This window comes from Salinispira sp. (genome assembly GCF_059431795.1).
Map to the genome: position 1 here is coordinate 212,070 of NZ_JBXWXS010000014.1, position 20,678 is coordinate 232,747.

Below are 20,678 nucleotides of genomic sequence, written 5' to 3' on the forward strand. Positions count from 1 at the left end.
ATGCCTTCCCCAGGTGAAACCACCGCGTATTCAGCTCATGGGAAACTGCTGCTCTTCGGAGAGCATGCGGCGGTGTACGGGTATCCGGCCTTGGGAACCTCCCTGCCGCTCAGTCTTGAAATTCGCATCAGCCCCGGCATGGACAGCTCCCATCAATCCCCTCTGCAGCCTCCTCTCATAGATGGACAGTTCTTCCCGGGATTGAACCGGGAAGAGGAGGAAGCTGCGGGGCAGCTGCTGGAAACCGCAGAGACCCTCAATCCCCAAATCCGTTTTCCCGCAGCAAGCTATATCCTTGAAGGAAACATCCCCCGCTCATCGGGATTTGGAAGTTCCGCAGCCCTTTGCGTTGCCTTTGCCCGGTATATCAACTCCCTGTGGGAAAGCACAGAAACAGCGCTTGTTCATGTATTGCCGAATTTTCAGCACGGCTGGTCCGAGACCGAGCAGCGGCAGTATTTACTTTGGCATATTGCCAATGAACTGGAAAAAGTGTTTCACGGATCGCCTTCAGGAATTGATACTGGTCTTGCAATCCATTCCGGTCTTACAGCGTTTTTCCCCAGATCACGGCGTCTTCCCGACATTCTTCCCCTGCCTTCCCCCCAGTCGGATATCTGGATTATTTACGGCTCAGTTCCCCGGGTGGGCAACACCAAAGAACTGGTTGGCCGGATCCAGAAAGGAATGCTGGAGGAACGCCCGAAGATTGTGGATGCCGTGGGGAATTTGGGAGAGATTGCCCACCAGGCCATCGACCTATTCGCCCCTCAACAATCAGACCGGAAAACAGAAGCCCGGCAGATATCTGAAACGCTGGGCAGTTTGGCGGATAAAGCCGGGGAACAGTTGAAAGCCCTTAAGCTCAATTCACCGGATATGGATAGAATCCTGGATAAAGCCCGAAAACTTGGAGCCGGTGGAGGAAAACTCAGCGGAGCCGGAGGGGGCGGGGCTTTCTGGATCAGCGCAGTCACCGAAGATCAGGCTAAAGATTTACGGGAACAACTTACCGCCTTCGCCATGAATAAGCATATCAAGCTGAGCGAACCACTCAGTATCGCAACACTGAAATAATTGAAACAGAGAGAATAATGGCTTGCATGCCGGGAGAACTCAGTCTGTGGCTGCATTAGAGATGAAGTCGCCGGCGGGCACGTTCGCTGTGCCCGAGGGCATACACAATGAGCAGATAGATAATCCCGATCGGTATGAGGCTGGCGGCAACGATCAGACTCCATCCACGGTTTGTCTCAACACCCAGAATCGTGGAAACCAAAAGATCTATGCTGCCGATATAAAGGCTCAGCAGGAAAAAAAGAACCCAGCCCCTTCCGGCGGCCCCCGGAGGTTGAAGGGTGTAGAAAAACAACATAATTACGGCGAAGGTTGACAGACAGACCAGCCCTCCGAAATCTACAGCCCACTGCAACCCGGGCATCCCGTGAAGTGCATCCACCAGCATAAGAAATCCAAATGTAGCAAGTGTATTTAACAGCATGAGGATCCAGAACCTGCTCCGACGGCTTCGTCTGCGTTCGCCCTCACTGAGGTTCTTCTCTTTCCGGTAGAATACCAGGGGAGGCATTCCTATGTAGAGCCACAGCAGCAGAAGGGATGAGAGAACCGAGGGAGACCATGTAAGAATCCTGTTCACGAACAGATCTACAATAAGACTGATTGCCGAGGGAACCAGAAGGACGGTTGCACTAACAGCTGCCAGCAGCCACGGCCTTCGCCTGAGATCGCCGGTAAACCCTTCAAGCCGGGTTTGAGGATAGCTCAACGAATCCGGAACGCTGTCCGGAGATTCGCTTTGGAGTTTTACAGCACACAGGGGGCAGTATATATGAGTATCATTCTCAACCCCCACCCCGCATTCTGGACAGTACTTCATGGGCCGCTCCTGGAATAATTGCTGAAGATACGCACATCATGGCCTTCCAGGCGCATGAGGCGGAAAAACCGCCTTTCGATTACCGTTTCACTGATCATTTTTCCGAAACTGATACTTAGTGTATCACCGCAACTGATTACGCTTACCGCCTGTTTCATTACCGGGCTTGGGGGAGGAAAAAAGTCCACCCAGTCGATCTCTTTCATTTCTTCCGGGGAAAGGGAAAAGCTTCCCATATTGGAAAGGCTGGTGGTGAACCTGCTGTCCCCCAGCCTGCGGTAACTGAGGGACAACACGATATTTTTCAGCAGAAGGGGAATCAGCCGTACAGAGATTTTCCGCTCAGTCCGGGCATGTCGGGCAAATTGCCGACGGAGGTTCTGGCGGTGTTTCTGGCCCCGCATGTAGTGATGCACAAATCGGACCAGCTCCTCAAAACTGTATCTGCCCAGCCGGGGATCAATTTCCGGATCCACGTATACAAAAAAATTCCGCATGGTACGGCTGTTGAAAATGGGTCGGAGGTTCACCGGCACAAGGATCCGCAGGGGCCGGGAATACCTGGCAGGAATACGGTGATTGGCATCCTGGAGAGCAAACCAGTAATCCTGGAGGGCGTAGAACAGCAATGAAGTGAGGTACTCGGTTACACTCACCCCCAGCTGTGAAGAACGGCTTCGAACACTCTCCAGAGATACATACCCTGAGACTACCCGGTACTCTCCCCGGGGCAGCAGGGCAAAGGGCACATGAAACGCTCTGGCCGGGAGGGGGCTGTTTGGCACGCTCTTCATGCCATGTTCAAGGTAACTGTCCACCCATTCGCCGGGTTCCGGGGCAGAATGATCCGGTTCCCCGGGTAAGCCAGGTGTCCGTGCATGCAGATACTCGCGTATGAGATATTTCAGGAACTCCATGGCGCCGCCCCCGTCACTGAGGGCATGAGACATCTCCAGGCTGATCCGCCGCTGATACACATAAATTTTCAGAAGAACCCGGTGGGTTTTAATAGCCCGGAAATCCATGCACGGCCATTGGAAATCGGGATGAATTTCCCGGGGATCCACAGGTTGTTCTTCCAGATAGTACCAGAACAGCCCCCTGTGAAGCTGAACGGAAAAATAGGGGTAACGCTGCATGGTGTGCATAAGAGCGGTACGCAGGGGCTCATATTCAACCCGGTGCTTCAGCACCACAGAAAGTCTGAAGAGGCTCGTATAGCGCTGGCTGAGAACCGCCGGCCATATTTTCGCGGAGTGGTCTAAAGGATACCAGGTACCCCGATGTGAGCCGTATTTTCCGGAGCGTGGGCGTGTTGCACTCATAAAGTAGAAGTATACCGGTGAGCTGGGAACATAGCAAACATACAAAAAAAGACCGCATTCGCTGGAATGCGGTCTGAACTACATCGGATGCTTCATGAATTAGAATGTGGCAGTCATAGCATCGCCATATATTTCTTCTGAGGTAAACTCATACTCGGCAACAAGCGAATTCCCTGCATCGTATACTTCCAGAGTCATTTCGAATTCAGGGATGTCATCTTCCTCCGGAGTATTTGAAGTGGAAAAATCAATATCCACAGACTGTCTCGTACTGAGGTTCAGAATAAACTTTCCGCCCTGTCCGCCGGGATTGTCCACGGCCATACCAATAGACATGGTGACCTGAGACGCAGCATTCAACGCATCATCGCTGCTTTCCTTTATATTCACAGATCCGGCCAATTTCGCAGCACCGGATACGGTGGCTCCGCTCAGGTAGTAGGAAGGAATGTTCACTACAGTCACATCCGCCTTCGCATCCGCCTTTCCAGTTGTATTATTGTTGGCTTCGTCGTACGCAAAATCCCAATTGATCTCTGCGGAATTCACCGTCACTACAACATCTCCCTCCCGGGAGGTCTCGTCGGTAACTACCACAGAACCGGTGGCGGTCTCCGTTGTTTCATTGGTTTCAATCTCAACGGTTCTGGATCCGAGCTCCGAATAGGATGCAAATGCCGGATTCTGAGAAATAATACTCTGCATAATGGAAGCAGCTTCCATTGCGTCCTGATAGTCGGAGTCATTGGATACAGCACCCATACCGCCCATCATGATATCCTGGGAGCCGGACATCACCAGCTGATATGCATCATCCTTGGTATTGGGAGTCTGAGTGCTTGAATCGATTTCGGGAAGATCCGCAACGCCGACCTTTCCGGTTCCCAAAAAATTGAGAAAATCACAGCCGCCGAGAAGGACAACTGCCAAAACAACCATTATTGCTATTTGCAATCTACGTTTCATATAAAGCCTCCAAAAATGTATTGGTTTACAGTATATCACTTCAAAAGGAAAAAAAAGGCCGGCTACCTGAGCAGCCGGCCTTTTTGGGAAATAACGATGTTATCAACTGATATGCAGAGCATCTTTCAAAATGAAATTCTGAAAGATGCTCGATACGGGGTCGAAATCATAAGCCTTATACATAAAATGTAATTATGATTTCTAAAGGTCTTGGCAATTTCCAAATTCGCTGATTTTTGAAATTGCCGTATGCAAATTAGAAATCGAATTTGTTCACAGCGTTCAGTTCATCGAATGCCTGATACAGCCGTTTAACCACGCCTTTTTCACCCAGATGGAGCCATGAGCGGGGGTCGATTTTCTTTTTATTGGGCTTGTCCGCACCATCGGGGTTCCCAATCTGGCTTTGAAGATAGGCGGAATTTTCTTCCACGTACTTCACGATGGGCTGAGTAAACGCCCATTGGGTGTCGGTGTCGATATTGAACTTGATGGCGCCGTAGCCCACCGCTTCCTTAATGTCTTCCTTGCTGGATCCGGATCCGCCGTGGAAAACGAAGTTCACCGGCTTTTCCCCGGTTCCCCGCTTCTCGGCAATGAATTTCTGGCTGTTATCCAGAATTTCCGGGCGAAGAACCACGTTACCGGGCTTGTATACCCCGTGGGTGTTTCCGAATGCCGCGGCTACGGTGAATTTACCGATGTTGATCAGTGCGTCGTAAGCCTGGAGTACTTCCTCGGGTTGGGTATAGAGCTTGGAGCTGTCAACTGCGCTGTTATCCACGCCGTCTTCCTCTCCACCGGTTACACCCAGTTCGATTTCCAGCAGCATGTTAATCTTTGCCATCCGCTCCAGCATTTTCGCGCTGATTTCCAGATTTTCTTCGATGGGCTCCTCAGAGAGGTCAAGCATGTGGGAGGAGAAAAGGGGTTCGCCGTTACTCTTGAAGAACTCTTCGCCTTCAGCAACCATGCCTTCCACCCAGGGAATCAGTTTCTTTGCCGCATGGTCGGTATGAAGAATTACGGGTACTCCATACAATTCAGCCATTCGGCGGATATGGTGGGCACCGGATACTGCACCGGCAATTGCCGCACGCTGGTCGCTGTTGTCTGCAAATTTTCCCGCATTAAATACCGCTCCGCCGTTTGAAAACTGGATAATTACCGGTGCTTTCGCTTCCTTCGCAGCCTGCAGGGATGCGGCGATGGAATTGGAACCGATAACGTTCATTGCGGGAAGAGCACACTTCTGTTCTTTACAGTATGCGAGAACTTCATCGAGCTGAGAACCGGTAATAACACCGGGCTTTAGCTTCAGGTTTGCCATGGGATACTCCTGTGCCGATCTGCTGCTGTATCTTGGGGGTCCACCGGTATTCAGTTCCGGTGATTTCCTTTTATTCACCTCATAATGAGATATGCAGTCGGCGAAGATTTAATTTGAGATGAAATCTGGTTCTATTTTTACGTTTCCGCTCATGTTTGTCAATGATCTGTACTGCCCCCCATTGTCAGCTTTCCCATGCTTGCCTATATTAGGGGACATGAATCAGGATCAGGTAAAAGACACCCTACTCCGGCTGGAACCGGATGTGGAAGAGTTCGCCGTTATTTTTTCCGGCAAACAAAGTAAAAAAGTTCATGGATTATATCATCCCGAAACCCGAGAAATCATTCTGCACAACAGAAACTTCAACGGTGATTCCGCCCTTTTATACACGGCAATCCATGAGTTCGCCCATCATATCCACTTCACAACATCGGAAACGCCGGTAAGCAACCGTGCCCACACCACCGCATTCCGCAGTATTTTTCATAAACTGCTGCTGAAAGCCGAAGAGATGGGGATTTATGAGAATACCCTGAATGGAATTCCCGAGCTTCAGGATCTTGCCGAACAGATGCGGCAGAAATTTATACAGGCAAACGGCGAACTGATGAAGGATTTCGGCCATGCCCTTATGGAAGCTGAAAAGCTGTGCAGGAAGCATAATGCGCGATTCGAGGACTTTGTGGAACGGGTACTCCAGCTCCCAAAAAATACCGCAAACACCCTCATGAAGGTGAAAGCGATGGATCTTCCGCCGGATCTGGGGTTTGATAATATGAAGACTCTGGCGGGGGTACGCAACAAAGATGCCCGTCACGAGGCAATAGAATCTTTTCGTAACGGGCTGAGTCCTGATATGGTGAAACAAGGACTGAAGGAGCGGCAGCCGGCCAGACAGCAAGATCCGGTAAAGAAGCTCGAGAGTGAAAAGAAACGGATAGAAAAAAGCCTGAACAGCCTGCGCAGCCGGCTGGAGGAAATTGAACACGAATTGGAAAGAGTGATGTATACTGAGCAACAGGGAGCGGAGCTATGAGTTATATAGAATCTGTTGATTACAAAAAAGTGGAGGGCAGCAAGCGTGAGCCGGCTCTACGGGTGTATGCCCTCTCCACCTGCGCATTCTGTGAAAAGGCGATGAACTTCCTGAAGGAACATGAGTATGCCTATGAGTATCTGTTCATGGATCTTATCGACAGGGAAGTCAAAAAAAATATCAAGGCTGAATTGAAGGAAAAACACGGAAGCATTCCCCTGTTTCCCCTTCTGGTTGTTGACGGTGAACAGGCGGTATCCGGTTTTACCGAAGAAAAATGGCGGGAGCTGTTAAACATTGAGTAAGAAAGAAAAATCATTGGATGACATAGACCGGTTTATTTTCCGGGTTGCAGATAAACAGGATTGGGGAGTCAATAAGGATCCTGAGTTTCTTGATCATATTAAAAAGGGACTCCAGACCACCTATAACCGGCATGGATACTTTCTCTGCCCCTGCAGGGACGGAGCCGGGGATCGTGAGGCCGACAAGGATATTGTCTGTCCATGTGTATATAATGTTCCGGATCAAAAGGAACACGGCCACTGCTTCTGCGGCCTGTTCTTCGATAAAACGTATGAGGAGGAGGGAGGAGATTTTAAGCAGATTCCCGATCGCCGGCCTGATGAATTCTACGACTAGTCCACGGCTCTTCCAAGCCGCTGCCATTCTAAACCGCTGTCGATCTGCCTCCCCGCCTTTCTAAACCGCTGTCGATCTGACCCCCCGCCTTTCCAAGCTGGGGCACCGGATTCAGCTGTTTGAGATCAAGCCTTCCAGCATGGTAAGAAAATCATCCACTGTTTCATCCGCCGTGTCCCAGCTGCACATGAGCCGGTAACTCTCCTCGTCCCAATTGTAAAATCGGAACCTGTCCTGGAGTGGGCTCCCCCAACTCCGGGGAATTGTGAGAAAGACCGCATTTGCCTGAGGAGGATAAATAATCCGGATTTTCCCACCCCGGTTATCGGTGAGAAGATCCCGGTGTCGGGAGATTATCTCATCAATTCCCTTATGAAGGCGTGCGGCAGCGGCATTCGCCTGTAAGGCATTTTTCAGCCATAGGGTTCCATTGAACAGGGTACTGAACTGTGCGGATATGTAGCGCATTTTGGAGGCCAGTTGGGCACCCTGTTTCCGATAATATTCCAGGTCGGCATTTTCCTCTGCGCCGTTCATGAGAATTATCGCTTCTCCAAACATCAGGCCGTTTTTCGTCCCCCCCAAAGAGAGAGCATGCACACCGGCCTCCAGGGTCATTGAGCGGAGAATTTCCCGGCCCCGGGAAATAAGCTCGGTATCGGAAAGCTGCATCCAGCCCGGATGGGAAGACGCCAGCACCGAGGCCACCGCATTGGAGATCCGTGCACCGTCCATATGAAACAGCAGCCCCTCTTTCCGGCACAGTTCACCGATTTCCCGAAGCTCTTCCGGGCTGTACACCAGCCCCAGCTCGGTACTCTGTGTGATACTCACCATTCCCGGCTGGGTGCTGTGCACAAAGCCTCTTCGGCCAAGTTTCCCGGGAATATCCTCCGCACGGATTTTTCCCCCATCATGGGGCAGATGCTCAATTTTATTTCCAGAAATCGCCTCCAGACTCCCGCATTCATCTTCTTCCAGATGCGCGGTGGCCGGGGCAAGGACCGACTGATATCCTTTTAAGAGACTCCGGATGGAGATAACATTTGCAGCCGTACCGTTGTACACCAAATACGACCGGCTGTTCTCTCCGAAAATCCCTGTCATTTCCGCACGGAATTTCTCCGTAATACCATCATCTCCATAACTGATGGCATGGCCCAGACTGTCGGCATGTTTCATGGCCTTGAAAACTTCAGGATGCACTCCGGATGCATTGTCGCTGGCAAAAAAGCTGTCCCTGTTCATGACTGATCTCCCGTGTTCCGTTACATTCCCAGTTGTCCGGTGATAAACTCTCTGAATCTCCGGGCATGGCTGTGCCCCGGTTGATTGTTCAGCACTGTATCACAATCGGAAATTGCATCCGAGTAATTGCCCATGGAATAATACAGCTGAGCTCTGGATAATAAAGCATCACTGTTCCCCCCGTTCAGAGACAGGCAGGAGTCAAATTCAATGAGCGCTTCCTGCTCACGGCCCAACTGGCGCAGACAAAGCCCCAGATAGTGATGGGCCCGTTCATTATCGGAATTCACATCCAGGGAACTGCGGAAATCCTTTTCGGCCTCTTCATACCGGGATACTGCGAACAAGGCCATCCCTCGGTGAAGAAACACCATGGTGCGGATACTTTCCGGCGCATCCTCAGATAAAATTCGTTCATATATTTCTATTGCGGTTTCATAGTGATGGGCGTTGTGAGCGTACAAAGCCTTCAGCAGCTGACTTTCCTGGGTCTCAGTGCTCACACTCTGGAGAAGAGGATGATCGGGAAAACTTCCCAGGCTGTCCGCCGGGGGAGCGGTTTTGGCATCCTCTTCCATATCCCTGCTCTGAACCATGGACATAAATGCCACTCTCCGCCGGTCCAGCTGATGCTGCAGCTCTCTCTGATATACCCGGATTTCATGAAATATCATATCCGAGAGGGAAAGATTGGCATTCAGGGCAGCAAGCTTCCTGCGCAGATTTACATCAAATGGGGTAATCTGGGATTTATACACCATTTCATGCTCCACTTCAGCCCAGGCATCCTGGAGAATGGTGCGAAGCTGAATTTCTGCAACCAGATCCTTGCTCAGATGAAAGCTTTCGGTAAGATCTTCGGGAAGGTTAATAAGAAAATGGAGGGAATCATAGCCGAATTCTTTAAAGGAAAATTCTGCGCCCTTCTTTTCACGCTCCCGGATACTGAAGTTGCCGGTCAACATGTTTTCCACGGCAGTGAGGTCATCTATAAAGGGACAGACAATCCGAATTCCAAGAACGTCACTGATGAGCACGCTTTCATGGTGGCCGTTTTCGCTGCTTCGGCGCTGAATTTTCTGATAATAACTTGAGAAGCTTTTGACCCGGTATTTAACCGTTGCACGGATCCGCTTCCGGTCAAGAAGACTTCTCAGTCTTCTGTGCAGCTCATAGAGTGCACGCTCAAAACTGTCTACGTGCTCTTCATATTCCTGCTGGAGCAAATGCCGGGCTTTCACCGGTAATGTAACATGTACCATGTACTGCTATTCTACCATATTTTCAGCCGTTTTGCCCCCCAGATTGTTCAGGTTCAGGATGGACAAAAAGCAGCCTTGGAGAATTGATGTATGTTCATCAATAATTAATTGGGGAACTATGTAGCAGGGAATGGATACCTGCTCAAACACAATTTTGGTTTGAAAGGGCTCGGGGCAAATCTTTCGGGGCAAACGAAGGGGTCTATCATTTCCTCTGCGGAATATCCTGAAGAAAGCCTCCCCCCCAACCACAAATTTCCGGGCGTCTTTCCCTCTCAACCGCTCTTCTACCGTGCCCAAAGTATTCAGAACCTTTCGGTTCACATAGCGGATATATCCCCGGTCATCCAGGAGACAATAGCCCTGATTCATGTTTTCCAGTAACTGCTGAATCTGTATCTCCTGGGATCGGATTCTGGTTTCGCTACGGGCTTTATACAGGGCTATGGAAAGGGCCATTCGAAGCTGATGATCGGTGAAGGGTTTTGCAATGAACCCGAAGGGCATGGTTTCCGGCACCCGGCGGATGACCTCTTCTTCCCTCAGGCCGCTGATGAACAGCACCGGAATGCCGTAAGTATCCCTTAGAGCCTGGGCGGCATCTATGCCGGTGGTTTGCCCCTCCAGTTCGATATCCATAAGAATAATATCCGGTAGAGCATTCTTGAACTGCTCCTCCAGCCCTTCGGGGGAATTGCACACCCCGTGAATGGAATATCCGAGCCGGAGAAGGGAGCGTTGGATGGAAGCGGCAATAATAAATTCATCTTCCACCACCAGCACCGAAGCCTTCCGTCCTTCCAGATTCAGTGAGTTCGATGTAAGGAAATTATCCGTCAGCATGTTAGCTACCTAAGTCCAATAATCAGGATGCAGCCGGGGAATGGTCAGAAATTCAACACATCAGACATTTCACAGAATATCAGACATTAAATTTGAAATGCATGACATCCCCGTCTTTCACCACATATTCTTTTCCTTCCATCCGCAACTTCCCCGCTTCGCGGATCTTTGCCTCCGACCCCAGTTCAAAGAGGTCGCTGCAATGGTACACTTCAGCTTTAATAAACCCTTTCTCAAAATCGCTGTGAATCACGCCGGCTGCCTGGGGGGCCTTATCTCCCTGATGATAGGTCCAGGCCCGTACTTCCTTTTCACCGGCGGTGAAGTAGGTGCGTAATCCCAGCAGGTTATATCCTTCCCGAATCAGCGCAGATAAGCCGCTTTCCTCCAGGCCCATTTCATCCAGGAACTCCCTGCGCTCTTCCTCTGTTTCCAGATCGGCGATCTCTTTTTCCAACTGACCGCAGAGAATCACCACACCTGCTCCTTCAGCATCGGCTATCGCTTTCACCTTCTGCACATGGGGGTTCTCTCCGTGAATATCATGTTCGTCCACGTTGCAGAGATAGAGCATCTTTTTCCTGGTGATAAGGTGCATATCCCGGATGAGAGCTTCCTGTTCCTCATCAAGCTCAAGACTCCGGGCAGGATTTCCTTCCTGGAGGAGCTCCTGCAGTTGCGCCAGAATTGGCTGCAGGCTTTTCGCCATAGCCTGAACTTTTTTATCGGCGCTCCTGGCTTCTTTTTCCAGCCTGGCAAAGCGCTTCTCCACAGTTTCCAGATCAGCCAGAGCCAGTTCAACATTAATGGTTTCAATATCGCTTGCGGGATCTATGCTGTTATCCACATGAATTATATCGTCATTTTCGAAACATCGTACCACATGAACAATCACCCCCACCTCACGGATGTGTGAGAGAAACTTATTTCCCAGACCTTCGCCTTTGCTGGCCCCTTTTACCAGGCCTGCGATATCAACAAATTCAACCGCAGCGGGGATCAGCTTCTGAGGGGGAATGAGCTCGGCAATTCGGGTGAGCCGGGAATCGGGAACGGTCACTAGGCCCACATTGGGTTCAATTGTACAGAACGGATAGTTAGCTGCTTCAGCGGGAGCAGATGTAAGAGCAGAAAAAATGGTGGATTTACCCACATTGGGCAGTCCCACAATACCGCAGTTTAGGGGCATGGATACTCCTGTTTGTATATCATTACACAGTAAATTTGTTTCGGATGAGATGCGTTCAAAAATCAGCTTTGAAGACACCCGGTGTGGAGCGTAGTGTAGTTTGTTTCCCGGTGGAAATCAATAATGATAAACGGCGGAATGGAAAAAACGTCGCTTCAAGACTTGAATATATATTGAATAATATATATAACAATCTTCGTGAAAGAGATACGGAATTTTAATGAACTGAAACAGCATATAGAACATGACCGGATGCTCCTGGGATATTTTTCAGCCCCCGACTGCGGTGTCTGCACGGCGTTGAAACCCAAGGTTCTGGAAATTCTACAGGACTATCCTGAGATCGAATCGGTCTATGTGAATGTACGGGAGCAGCAGGAAGCGGCAGCCCAGCACGGTATATTCACCATCCCGGGAATTCTGGTCTTTGCTGAAGGCAAGGAGGCCGTCAGAGAGGCCCGCTTTGTACACGTGGACCAACTGAGGGATCAGATTGACCGGCTTCACTCCATGCTGTTCACGTAATCGCTCCAGCCAAGCCGTTCAAGGCGGTCGATTTTTTCGTCCACCTGCCCCTTCAAACCCGCAGCATATTCCTCAACTCGCCGCCTAAGACCTGAATCGGAGAGGGAGAGAATGCGGGCAGCCAAAAGTCCCGCATTTTTCGCACCATTGATAGCCACCGTAGCCACCGGAATACCCCCGGGCATCTGTACGATGGATAGCAGGGAATCCAGACCGCTGAGGCTGCGTGTTTTCACCGGAACACCAATCACCGGAAGACTTGTAAGACTGGCGACCATTCCAGGAAGATGAGCCGCTCCTCCTGCCCCGGCGATAATTACCGAAATTCCCCGGTGAGCAGCCCCTTCTGCGTAGTCAAACATTCTCCGGGGAGTTCTGTGGGCGGAAACTATGGTAATTTCATATTCAACACCCAACTCATCCAGAACAGCCGACGACTCTTTCATAACAGGAAGGTCCGAATCGCTGCCCATAATAATTCCCACTTTCATTCCGTTCCTCCATTACGCCGATCTAACCGTGACACTCCGCTCCAGCTTCCCCGCATGTTGGAGGGCACGTTGTAGATTACCATTCACAACGGTGATGTGTCCCATCTTCCGCAGGGGACGCACCTCCTCTTTGCCATACCAGTGCATGTAGGCCCCTGGAGTGGCCATCAGTTCAGTATACCCTTCAATCTCCGGCTTTCCACGGGCGGAAGCTTCGCCCAGGAGATTAATCATCACCGCAGGACTGCGGAGTCCCACCGGCCCCAGAGGCAGTCCGCATACCGCCCGGATGAACTGCTGGAACTGGCTGGTATCGGAAGCTTCAATGGTCCAATGTCCGGAATTGTGGGGTCTGGGAGCCACTTCGTTAATCAGGATTCTTCCGTCCCTGGTAAGAAACAGTTCAACGGCAAAAAGGCCCGTCGCCTCCAGAGCATCTACTGCAGCCTTGGCAAGCTCCATGGCCCGCCGCGCCTGATCATCGCTGATCCGGGCGGGAACGCAAACCGAATTGCAGATCTGGGACCGGGGATCGAATACCATTTCCACCACCGGATACACACGAGTATCACCCCCGGGACTTCTGGCAATGAGAACCGCAAGTTCCATGGTAAAATCCACCGCTTCCTCTATCATGGAGGGTCCACTGAGAGCCCGCTCTTTGAACTCACCGGGGGATGCGGGCTCCAGGCGGGTAACGCCCCGTCCGTCATAGCCCCCGGCCCGGGTTTTTTGAATACAGGGCAGACCAAAGCGTTCCAGTTCGCTTGCGAGGGCGGCATTTGACAGAAGATCCGGATTCTCAAGCTCCTTGAATCCGGGAACCGGAAGCCCCGCGTCTTGAAACAGCCTTTTTTGAATCAGTTTATCCTGAATAATTTCCAATACACCGGGACGGGGATGAACCGGTGTACCCGAAGATTCGGCCTCGTAGAGGGCGTTCACATCTATGTGCTCAATTTCATAACTGAGCACATCAACCCGTGAGGCAAGATCCAGAATGGCCCGGGCATCGGACAGACTGCCCTGAATGCACTGCTGAGCAATGCCATAGGCCGGCGGACGGGGAGATGGATCCAGCACGATGGTGGGAATTCCCATGTTTCGCGCCTCCAGACAAATCATTCTTCCCAGCTGTCCGCCGCCCACCAGACCCAGACGAAAATCCAAAGGCAACTGCTGAGGCATCTCCTGATTACTGCCGGCCATACCACCCCCTCTTCCGAAATACCGTGAACCACCACTATGGTAAAAATCGTCCCGGTGGTCAAGAAAGCTGGACATATGGGCGTGAACGTACCAGACTTATATATTATGGGTGAAAAAATCATGTTCGGCCACAGCAATATGGACCTGGACTGTTTCGGCAGTCTGAGCATGGCCAGATACCTGTATCCCGGGCATCTGATGGTGAGAAGCGGCCGTATCCATCCGGTGGCCAAGAATTTGTATACCGTTTACCGTGATCATCTGGAGATGATTGCCGCAAAGGAACTGAAGAAGCATCAGATAGATGAGATGGTAATCATGGATACCCGGCAGTACGACCGGGTAAAGGAGTATTTCCGTTTTATCCCCGATTTCAGTGGACAGATCACCGTGTACGATCATCACTGCGATACCGAGTGCGATATTCCCGGAGCCAGCGTGCATGACGGCGATTTCGGGGCCAACACCTCCATGCTCTGTGTTGAGCTCATGGAGCGCAACATCCATGTGGATGAAAACGATGCAACCATCGCGTTGGCGGGTATCTATGCGGACACCGGGAACTTCTCCCACGGTAATGTTACCGGCAGGGATTTTCTGGCGGCCCAATACCTGATGGAACACGGGGCGTCCCTGAATGCTGTGCGGAAACTCCTTTCCAAGCTGAGAGAGGAGCATCAGGTCAGTTTATTTCACCGGCTGTTGAACACCATCCAGTTTCACAACATCCAGGGATATTCAATTATCACCAGCTGGATGAAGCTTGATGGGCAGATGGCTGGCCTGGCAGCAGTAATTGAACGGATCTATGAAGTTGAGGATGCGGACGCGTATATCGCAGTGTTTGAATTGGAAAAAGAGGGCTCTCACCTGCTAATCGGCAGGGCGGGAAATCCCCGCATTGATCTGAACATCATTATGAACAGCTTCGGTGGCGCAGGCCACCCCCAGGCTGCCAGTGCATTAATCAAAAACTCCTCCGGATTTCCCATCTACGCCCATCTGATAAACATGCTGGAGCAGCGTCTGAAGCACGCCCTCACCAGCATGGAGATAATGAGAGAAGCGGTGACCATTCCCCGGAACATGAGCCTTTTGGATTCGGCTCTACGACTGGAGGACAGCGGAAATTCGGGTGCCCCGGTGGTGGATGAAGAAGAGCATCTGGTGGGAATGATAACTCTCAGGGATATTCAAAAAGGGCGGAAAGCCGGACAAATGCATGCACCGGTTCATGCATATATGACCAGAAACGTAATTCACGCTGACCGAAATACCACCATCCGGCAAATAGAGCAGATGTTTTACCGACACGACATCGGTCACCTTCCGATCCTTGAAGATGAAAAGGTAGTGGGTCAGGTAACCCGTTCGGATTACATCAAATTTCTCCATAACGACGGGGATTTCCTGGATATTATGCAGCAATCATAACACCTCCAGAAACATTAAACCGGCCCCGCCATGCGCCGCTGCTACTCCCTCCGTTGCAGCTTTCGCGTCTTGTGCTGCAGCCAAATTCGCTGTTCCTGTTCCAGATGGGGAGACAGACTCCTCCACACCTTGTCATGATAGCTGTTCAGCCAGCTGACTTCCTCATCACTGAGTAAATCCCGTTCTATCAGGCTCAGCTCAATGGGACAGAGGGTCAGATTCTCGAAACTGAGATAACCGTCATACTCTTCATGGGGGCTCACCGTCACCAGATTCTCAATCCGGATGCCGTAGGCGTCTTCAAGATAAAACCCCGGTTCGTTGGAGCAGATCATTCCCGGCTCCAGGGGTGTGGAGATCAGGCGGGGGCTGATGCTCTGGGGACCTTCGTGAACGTTCAGGGCAAAGCCCACTCCGTGACCGGTACCGTGACCGTAGTTCAGGCCATTCTGCCACAAGGGCCGCCGGGCAAAACTGTCCAACTGGATTCCCGGGGTTCCTTCGGGGAAAACGGCGGACCCGAGACCGATATGACCCTTCAGCACCAGAGTGAAATGATGTTTCACCTCCTGGTCAACGTCATGCACCGCCACAGTTCTGGTAATATCGGTGGTACCGTCCAGATATTGTCCTCCGCTGTCTATTAATAGCAGTCCATTCCCTTCAATAGAGCTGGAGCTTTCCTCATCTACAGAATAATGAACAATGGCTCCGTGACCGTTAAAACCCACAATTGATCGGAAACTGTCGCCCACATAGTTTTCCTGTTCGCTACGGAAGGCGGTGATCTTCCGGGAGATCATCAGCTCATCCAAAGCTGATCCGTCCTTTAGTTGATGTTCAAGCCAGAACAGAAAATTCACCATGGCCACACCGTCCCGTATCATTACACTCCGGGTGGATTCAACCTCCACCGGGTTCTTGCAGGCCTTCCATCTCCGTATGGACGATTCCTGTTTGGTCAGCCTGTCACCCAGTATGGATGCAATCTCCATATTCAAGGTCAGAGGATCCGCAGCCACCTTGCCCTCTGTTGACCGCAGCAGTTCTCCCACATCCTCATATGCATGAATCTGTACATTATCTTGTTCCAAATCTTTTTTCAGATCATCGGAAATATTTTCCCCATGGGTACATACATGGAGGATGGATTCCTTGGAATCCAGAAACGCATATGCGTAAAACACAGGATTATATTCAACATCCCTTCCCCGCAGCTGCAGAAGCCATGCAACCTCATCCAAAGCACTGATCAACGTATACCGGCAGCCGTTGGAGGAGCTGTACTCAAGGAGCCGGGATATTCGCTCTGTCCGCTGCTCTCCGCTGAAGGCGGGATCGTGGGCATATATTTCTTCCTTCGGCAGCCCGGGGCGGTCTTCCCATATGGCATCCAGAAAATCAGGAACAGCCTCAAGGGAAATACCTTCCGATGAAAGCTTTGACTGCATGGCTTGGAAGCTGTTCAGGGCAAAGGACTCTGCGGCCACCCAGACCCGTGCCCCCCTGTGTTCGCCGTTCAGCTGTCCAAGCCATTGCTCAATTGACGGCGTATCCGCTAATCCCTGCTTCATAAGCCTAATTCCGCTATTCTGCAACACCCGGGAGGCTTCCAGAAAATAGCGGGAATCGGTCCACAATGCGGCATCATCCCGGGTTACCACAACCGTACCCGCCGATCCTTCAAAGGAACTGATCCATGCACGGCCCTGCCATCGCTGGGCAACATACTCAGACATATGGGGGTCGGTTGAGGGAATTACCGCGGCAAGAATATCTTCCTTTTTCAGATATTCCTGGAGGCGGGCGATACGTTCGGCGGCATGGGATTTCATATATGCTCCTGATCATTTATCAAATTTTAATACCCCTCAGTTCATGAGCGCAGCAAATCATCGGATAGCATCCGGAATCGCCCAGCGTGAACACGGTTTCACCCGCGGGGTAAGGGGAATATACTAACATAGATCATCACCTTCCACCATCTTCAGCATATTGACATCTACCAATCCCCCGGGCTTGAGAAAACCCGTTGTGCCGGGTAGACTCCCGGGCATCAATTCAACAGGGAGCCGAAGCGTGGACAATTCCAATTCCCCAAAAGGTATCCATGCAGTGATTTTTGATCTGGATGGAACCATTCTGTACACCCTTGAGGAAATACGCCGTTCACTCAACCATAGTTTACATACTCACGGACTTCAGGGGCTGGCAACGGATACCGTGCGACGGCTTGTGGGACACGGTCTGATACAGCTTGCGCATGATGCGATGCTGGAACTTGCCCCGGAATTAAACAGTCATGAGAGCCGTGCACTGGGAGAGGCCATTGCAGGGGAACTGCAGGATCATTATCACAGGGACCCCCTGGGGGTAAGCACGCCCTATCCGGGTATCCCTGAGCTGCTGACTCAGCTGAAGAAAGAAGGGATTCGTCTCGGGGTTTTAAGCAATAAGGATGACGCTCTGGTAGAGCATATCGTTTCCCGGCTCTTTCCCGGTATCTTTCAGGCAGTAGCCGGACGGAAGGACCATATTCCCCGTAAACCCGATCCCCTGGGGCTGAAACACATTGCCCGGGAGCTTGGCGCAGCCGGGGAACATATCCTCTACGTGGGAGATTCAGAGGTGGACCATGAAACGGCAGCTAACGCCGGCGTCCCCTTTGCCGCGGTGGGCTGGGGATACCGGGACGCCCCCCTTCTAACGGCCCTCTCCCCGGACTACTTCGCAGCAGACACCCAGGAGCTGCAACGGGTGATCCGCCGGCATTTCTCAATCCCGGGATAAGTCTTAGATGAAGCGGTGCACGGTGAGCTGTTCATAAATTTCCCCGGGCCGGAGAACGGTGGACGGAAACGATGGCCGGTTGGGAGCATCGGGAAAATGCTGAGTCTCCAGACACAATGCATGCTGTCTTCCGAAATACGCTCCGTTCCGACCCGATTCAATATCCAGATAATTTCCCGTATACAGTTGAATACCGGGATAGCTTGTGTACACTTCCATGGTTCGGTTGCCGCCATGCTCCAGAGGGGCAGCCAGACGGGCGGCCAGACGGGGCGAAAGCTGTCCCACCAGGGCGTCCAATGCACTCCCGTGTCCCCCGGGAATCAGTTCCGGAGCGCTTTCATCCAGCACATAGCAGTGATCAATCCCATTGGGGAGGGCAGCCTCCACAGGAATGCCTTCTATTCCCTTACGGGGGCACAGAAGCTCCCGAAGCCTCTTGGGAGATGTAAAATCCATGGCCCCTCTCCCGCAATCCGGAGGAAGTATGGTGCCGTTGGGAATTGCATGGGAGTCAACATCCACATAACCGGAAGCCCACAACTGAAGGCTGTGATCATACACCGGTCCGGAAGATTCGCCTGCCAAATTCCAATAGGCGTGATTAGTCAGGTTCAAAACAGCGGGTCTATCGCTTTCACCGCGATAATAGATATACATATACCCGTCTTCACTCAGATAATACTCAACACCTAGGTTCATATTTCCGGGAAAGCCGCCACTCATGTGGGGAGATTCCAGATAGAACCCGACCCCGGCAACCCCATCGCTCCCGCAGTCAAGCTCCTCCCCCCTCCATGCCCGGTGGGAAAAGGCCGCGCCTCCTCCATGGAGACAATTTTCTCCGTCATTTTTCTGAAGCACGTACTGCTTACCGTCGAGAAGAAATTTCCCGCCGTGTATACGGTTCGCGTACGGACCACAGGTGGCACCCAGAAACGCTTCCTGCCTCCTGTACCCCGGAAGGTCGTCCATGCCCAGACATACTTCAGCTCCCTCCAATCTTACAGAGGAAATGGCTGCACCGTACTCAATCAGACTCACCCGGTCGATTTTTCCCCGCCGGGGTCGGATGGTCCAACGTGCAATATGGTCACCATTCTCAAGTTTTCCAAAGGATTCTTTTTCTACTGTCATTACAACTCCGGTTTTGCAGTCCTTCGCTACCCCGAAACTTCAGAGGTACATTTCATTTGTATCCAGGACTTCACCGCTCCCGGAAAACGGCATCAGGAGGCGGCTTCTGATATTCGATGATAGGCTATTAATATACCCCTCGGGGCTCAAACAATAAAGAGCATGCCGCAAGCTCGCAATTCAGAATGTCTTCCCCCTGGACGAGGCTACACCGGCTTCTTTCAGCCGGTCGGGTATGCCCTCGCTTCGCTGGCATACAAAAAAACCGCCGGTAGCTCCACCGGCGGTTTTTCTCGAATACGTTTCCTTTATTCCGTATGGAATCAGATTACATTCGGACGCTCAATGTAATCGTTGCTTCGCAGCAGCATCCGAACATACTGAATTCGACGGTAGGCCATCTTATCTTCATTCTGGGATTCAGAAAGTTTGGCACGGAAATCATTAATGCTTTGATACCCTTTCTTATCCATCCAGGTCTCAATGCCTTTGAGAATATCGCCGATCTTTTTCAGCTTATTCTTATACAGGGTACTCACCACCTGAAAGCTATTGGCCCCGGCTAAAAGCATAGCGATGGCATCATCCGCCTCATGAATCCCGTTGGAGGCACAGATATCTGCGGATATCTTGTCTGCCAACATTCCAACAAAACGCAAAGGAAGACCTGCGTCCTGGGGTGAGGAAAGGTTCCAGGGATAGCTGCTGCTTTCTTTTTCAATATCTATTGAAGGATGGAAAAACCGGTTAAAGAGGACCACTCCGTCTGCTCCCCCATCGGCGAGCTTGGAAATAAACTGATAGGGGCTGGTGTAATAGGGGCTCAACTTAATGGATACGGGAATGTTCACCGCCTTCTTCACTGCCTTAATCGCTTCAATCTGGGCAGCTTCAATTTCAGAAGCCGGTTCACTGCGGTCCCCGGGAATTGCGAAATAATTCAATTCAAGACCGTCCACGCCTGCGTCCTGGAGCTTCTTCGCCCATTCACTCCATGTGGAGGTGCTTACCGCGTTCAGGCTTGCGATCACCGGAATATTCACCGCTTCCTTTGCACGCTGAGTCCACATAAGATGTTCTTCCGGACCGGCATGCTCCACTTCGGGAAAAATACTCTGCATTTCTGCATGCCAGTTATCATAAAGGTGCAGATCCTGGTCGTGGTTATGGCTCTTGTACTGAATCTGCTCTTCAAACAGACTCTTGATAACTAATGCTCCGGCTCCGTTTTCTTCGATCTTCCGGATGGCATCCATATTTGATGTCAGGCTGCATGCGCCGACAATCAGAGGATTTTTCAGGTCAATCCCCATATAGCTGCTTTGCAATTTGGACATAATAGCTCCTTGGT

20 protein-coding genes are annotated in these 20,678 nt (G+C 51.3%); 7 read left to right on the plus strand and 13 right to left on the minus strand.

Going from position 1 to position 20,678, the window contains the following annotated elements; all coding sequences use genetic code 11:
• Window positions 1–1,077, plus strand: a complete 1,077-nt coding sequence (locus tag AC52PS_RS05920) for a mevalonate kinase family protein (protein ID WP_495562122.1) — start codon at window positions 1–3, stop codon at window positions 1,075–1,077.
• A 55-nt stretch (window positions 1,078–1,132) separates the two neighbouring features.
• Here the strand turns inward: AC52PS_RS05920 and AC52PS_RS05925 are convergent, their stop codons facing one another.
• The 4 genes from AC52PS_RS05925 to fbaA form a co-directional block, all read right to left on the minus strand.
• Window positions 1,133–1,897, minus strand: a complete 765-nt coding sequence (locus tag AC52PS_RS05925; RefSeq protein ID WP_495562123.1) for a hypothetical protein — start codon at window positions 1,895–1,897, stop codon at window positions 1,133–1,135.
• Window positions 1,894–3,222, minus strand: coding sequence for a hypothetical protein (locus AC52PS_RS05930; RefSeq protein ID WP_495562124.1), 1,329 nt, complete (start codon window positions 3,220–3,222; stop codon window positions 1,894–1,896). The genes AC52PS_RS05925 and AC52PS_RS05930 overlap by 4 nt, the downstream gene beginning before the upstream one ends.
• A gap of 99 nt (window positions 3,223–3,321) precedes the next feature.
• Window positions 3,322–4,188: a hypothetical protein gene (locus AC52PS_RS05935; RefSeq protein ID WP_495562125.1), complete on the minus strand. Its 867-nt coding sequence runs from the start codon at window positions 4,186–4,188 to the stop codon at window positions 3,322–3,324.
• Window positions 4,189–4,444: 256 nt separating this feature from the next.
• A complete protein-coding gene (gene fbaA, locus AC52PS_RS05940; protein WP_495562126.1) occupies window positions 4,445–5,518 on the minus strand; it encodes a class II fructose-bisphosphate aldolase in 1,074 nt (357 codons plus the stop codon).
• Between the two features lie 217 nt (window positions 5,519–5,735).
• On the opposite strand from fbaA, the gene AC52PS_RS05945 reads away from it, so the two are divergent.
• Genes AC52PS_RS05945 through AC52PS_RS05955 form a run of 3 tightly spaced genes read left to right on the plus strand, consistent with a single transcriptional unit; the run spans window position 5,736 to window position 7,199 of the window.
• On the plus strand, window positions 5,736–6,557 hold the full coding sequence (locus AC52PS_RS05945; RefSeq protein ID WP_495562127.1) for a hypothetical protein: 822 nt from the start codon (window positions 5,736–5,738) through the stop codon (window positions 6,555–6,557).
• Window positions 6,554–6,862: a glutaredoxin family protein gene (locus AC52PS_RS05950; protein ID WP_495562128.1), complete on the plus strand. Its 309-nt coding sequence runs from the start codon at window positions 6,554–6,556 to the stop codon at window positions 6,860–6,862. The genes AC52PS_RS05945 and AC52PS_RS05950 overlap by 4 nt, the downstream gene beginning before the upstream one ends.
• Window positions 6,855–7,199, plus strand: coding sequence for a ferredoxin-thioredoxin reductase catalytic domain-containing protein (locus AC52PS_RS05955; protein WP_495562129.1), 345 nt, complete (start codon window positions 6,855–6,857; stop codon window positions 7,197–7,199). The genes AC52PS_RS05950 and AC52PS_RS05955 overlap by 8 nt, the downstream gene beginning before the upstream one ends.
• Window positions 7,200–7,310: 111 nt before the next feature.
• On the opposite strand, the gene AC52PS_RS05960 is transcribed toward AC52PS_RS05955, so the two are convergent.
• The 4 genes from AC52PS_RS05960 to ychF all read right to left on the minus strand — a co-directional run bounded on the left by AC52PS_RS05960 (window position 7,311) and on the right by ychF (window position 11,741).
• The gene (locus tag AC52PS_RS05960; protein ID WP_495562130.1) at window positions 7,311–8,447 is read right to left on the minus strand and encodes a threonine aldolase family protein; all 1,137 of its coding nucleotides are present in this window, start codon (window positions 8,445–8,447) and stop codon (window positions 7,311–7,313) included.
• Between the two features lie 20 nt (window positions 8,448–8,467).
• Window positions 8,468–9,709, minus strand: a complete 1,242-nt coding sequence (locus AC52PS_RS05965) for a RelA/SpoT-related domain-containing protein (RefSeq protein WP_495562131.1) — start codon at window positions 9,707–9,709, stop codon at window positions 8,468–8,470.
• A gap of 6 nt (window positions 9,710–9,715) precedes the next feature.
• Entirely contained in the window at window positions 9,716–10,552 is an 837-nt protein-coding gene (locus AC52PS_RS05970) for a response regulator (RefSeq protein WP_495562132.1), read from the minus strand.
• Window positions 10,553–10,631: 79 nt separating this feature from the next.
• Window positions 10,632–11,741, minus strand: a complete 1,110-nt coding sequence (gene ychF, locus AC52PS_RS05975) for a redox-regulated ATPase YchF (protein WP_495562133.1) — start codon at window positions 11,739–11,741, stop codon at window positions 10,632–10,634.
• Between the two features lie 198 nt (window positions 11,742–11,939).
• On the opposite strand from ychF, the gene AC52PS_RS05980 reads away from it, so the two are divergent.
• Window positions 11,940–12,266 (plus strand): thioredoxin family protein, encoded by a 327-nt coding sequence (locus AC52PS_RS05980; RefSeq protein WP_495562134.1) that lies wholly within the window; start codon window positions 11,940–11,942, stop codon window positions 12,264–12,266.
• On the opposite strand, the gene purE is transcribed toward AC52PS_RS05980, so the two are convergent.
• Window positions 12,245–12,757, minus strand: a complete 513-nt coding sequence (purE, locus tag AC52PS_RS05985) for a 5-(carboxyamino)imidazole ribonucleotide mutase (protein WP_495562135.1) — start codon at window positions 12,755–12,757, stop codon at window positions 12,245–12,247. The two genes, AC52PS_RS05980 and purE, sit on opposite strands and share 22 nt — an antisense overlap.
• A 12-nt stretch (window positions 12,758–12,769) precedes the next feature.
• A complete protein-coding gene (gene purK, locus AC52PS_RS05990; RefSeq protein WP_495562136.1) occupies window positions 12,770–13,966 on the minus strand; it encodes a 5-(carboxyamino)imidazole ribonucleotide synthase in 1,197 nt (398 codons plus the stop codon).
• 105 nt (window positions 13,967–14,071) lie between these two features.
• Between purK and AC52PS_RS05995 the strand changes: the two genes are divergently transcribed.
• Window positions 14,072–15,400, plus strand: coding sequence for a CBS domain-containing protein (locus AC52PS_RS05995; RefSeq protein ID WP_495562137.1), 1,329 nt, complete (start codon window positions 14,072–14,074; stop codon window positions 15,398–15,400).
• Between the two features lie 41 nt (window positions 15,401–15,441).
• Here the strand turns inward: AC52PS_RS05995 and AC52PS_RS06000 are convergent, their stop codons facing one another.
• The gene (locus AC52PS_RS06000; protein WP_495562138.1) at window positions 15,442–17,235 is read right to left on the minus strand and encodes a M24 family metallopeptidase; all 1,794 of its coding nucleotides are present in this window, start codon (window positions 17,233–17,235) and stop codon (window positions 15,442–15,444) included.
• Window positions 17,236–17,479: 244 nt separating this feature from the next.
• On the opposite strand from AC52PS_RS06000, the gene AC52PS_RS06005 reads away from it, so the two are divergent.
• Complete coding sequence (locus tag AC52PS_RS06005; protein WP_495562139.1) at window positions 17,480–18,190, plus strand: HAD family hydrolase; 711 nt, start codon at window positions 17,480–17,482, stop codon at window positions 18,188–18,190.
• Between the two features lie 3 nt (window positions 18,191–18,193).
• Here AC52PS_RS06005 and AC52PS_RS06010 read toward each other — a convergent pair whose 3' ends face one another.
• Together AC52PS_RS06010 and AC52PS_RS06015 are read right to left on the minus strand one after the other, a co-directional pair.
• The gene (locus AC52PS_RS06010) at window positions 18,194–19,327 is read right to left on the minus strand and encodes an aldose epimerase family protein (RefSeq protein WP_495562140.1); all 1,134 of its coding nucleotides are present in this window, start codon (window positions 19,325–19,327) and stop codon (window positions 18,194–18,196) included.
• Window positions 19,328–19,650: 323 nt separating this feature from the next.
• Window positions 19,651–20,664, minus strand: a complete 1,014-nt coding sequence (locus AC52PS_RS06015) for a dihydroorotate dehydrogenase-like protein (RefSeq protein ID WP_495562141.1) — start codon at window positions 20,662–20,664, stop codon at window positions 19,651–19,653.
• Between the last annotated feature and the right edge of the window lie 14 nt (window positions 20,665–20,678).

What these genes read in the sequence shown, in the direction of transcription:
- AC52PS_RS05920 (WP_495562122.1), top strand. Translation starts at nt 1, where the DNA reads ATGCCTTCCCCAGGTGAAACCACCGCGTATTCAGCTCATGGGAAACTG.
- AC52PS_RS05925 (WP_495562123.1), bottom strand. Translation starts at nt 1,897, where the DNA reads ATGAAGTACTGTCCAGAATGCGGGGTGGGGGTTGAGAATGATACTCAT.
- AC52PS_RS05930 (WP_495562124.1), bottom strand. Translation starts at nt 3,222, where the DNA reads ATGAGTGCAACACGCCCACGCTCCGGAAAATACGGCTCACATCGGGGT.
- AC52PS_RS05935 (WP_495562125.1), bottom strand. Translation starts at nt 4,188, where the DNA reads ATGAAACGTAGATTGCAAATAGCAATAATGGTTGTTTTGGCAGTTGTC.
- fbaA (WP_495562126.1), bottom strand. Translation starts at nt 5,518, where the DNA reads ATGGCAAACCTGAAGCTAAAGCCCGGTGTTATTACCGGTTCTCAGCTC.
- AC52PS_RS05945 (WP_495562127.1), top strand. Translation starts at nt 5,736, where the DNA reads ATGAATCAGGATCAGGTAAAAGACACCCTACTCCGGCTGGAACCGGAT.
- AC52PS_RS05950 (WP_495562128.1), top strand. Translation starts at nt 6,554, where the DNA reads ATGAGTTATATAGAATCTGTTGATTACAAAAAAGTGGAGGGCAGCAAG.
- AC52PS_RS05960 (WP_495562130.1), bottom strand. Translation starts at nt 8,447, where the DNA reads ATGAACAGGGACAGCTTTTTTGCCAGCGACAATGCATCCGGAGTGCAT.
- AC52PS_RS05965 (WP_495562131.1), bottom strand. Translation starts at nt 9,709, where the DNA reads ATGGTACATGTTACATTACCGGTGAAAGCCCGGCATTTGCTCCAGCAG.
- AC52PS_RS05970 (WP_495562132.1), bottom strand. Translation starts at nt 10,552, where the DNA reads ATGCTGACGGATAATTTCCTTACATCGAACTCACTGAATCTGGAAGGA.
- ychF (WP_495562133.1), bottom strand. Translation starts at nt 11,741, where the DNA reads ATGCCCCTAAACTGCGGTATTGTGGGACTGCCCAATGTGGGTAAATCC.
- purE (WP_495562135.1), bottom strand. Translation starts at nt 12,757, where the DNA reads ATGAAAGTGGGAATTATTATGGGCAGCGATTCGGACCTTCCTGTTATG.
- purK (WP_495562136.1), bottom strand. Translation starts at nt 13,966, where the DNA reads ATGGCCGGCAGTAATCAGGAGATGCCTCAGCAGTTGCCTTTGGATTTT.
- AC52PS_RS05995 (WP_495562137.1), top strand. Translation starts at nt 14,072, where the DNA reads ATGGGTGAAAAAATCATGTTCGGCCACAGCAATATGGACCTGGACTGT.
- AC52PS_RS06000 (WP_495562138.1), bottom strand. Translation starts at nt 17,235, where the DNA reads ATGAAATCCCATGCCGCCGAACGTATCGCCCGCCTCCAGGAATATCTG.
- AC52PS_RS06010 (WP_495562140.1), bottom strand. Translation starts at nt 19,327, where the DNA reads ATGACAGTAGAAAAAGAATCCTTTGGAAAACTTGAGAATGGTGACCAT.
- AC52PS_RS06015 (WP_495562141.1), bottom strand. Translation starts at nt 20,664, where the DNA reads ATGTCCAAATTGCAAAGCAGCTATATGGGGATTGACCTGAAAAATCCT.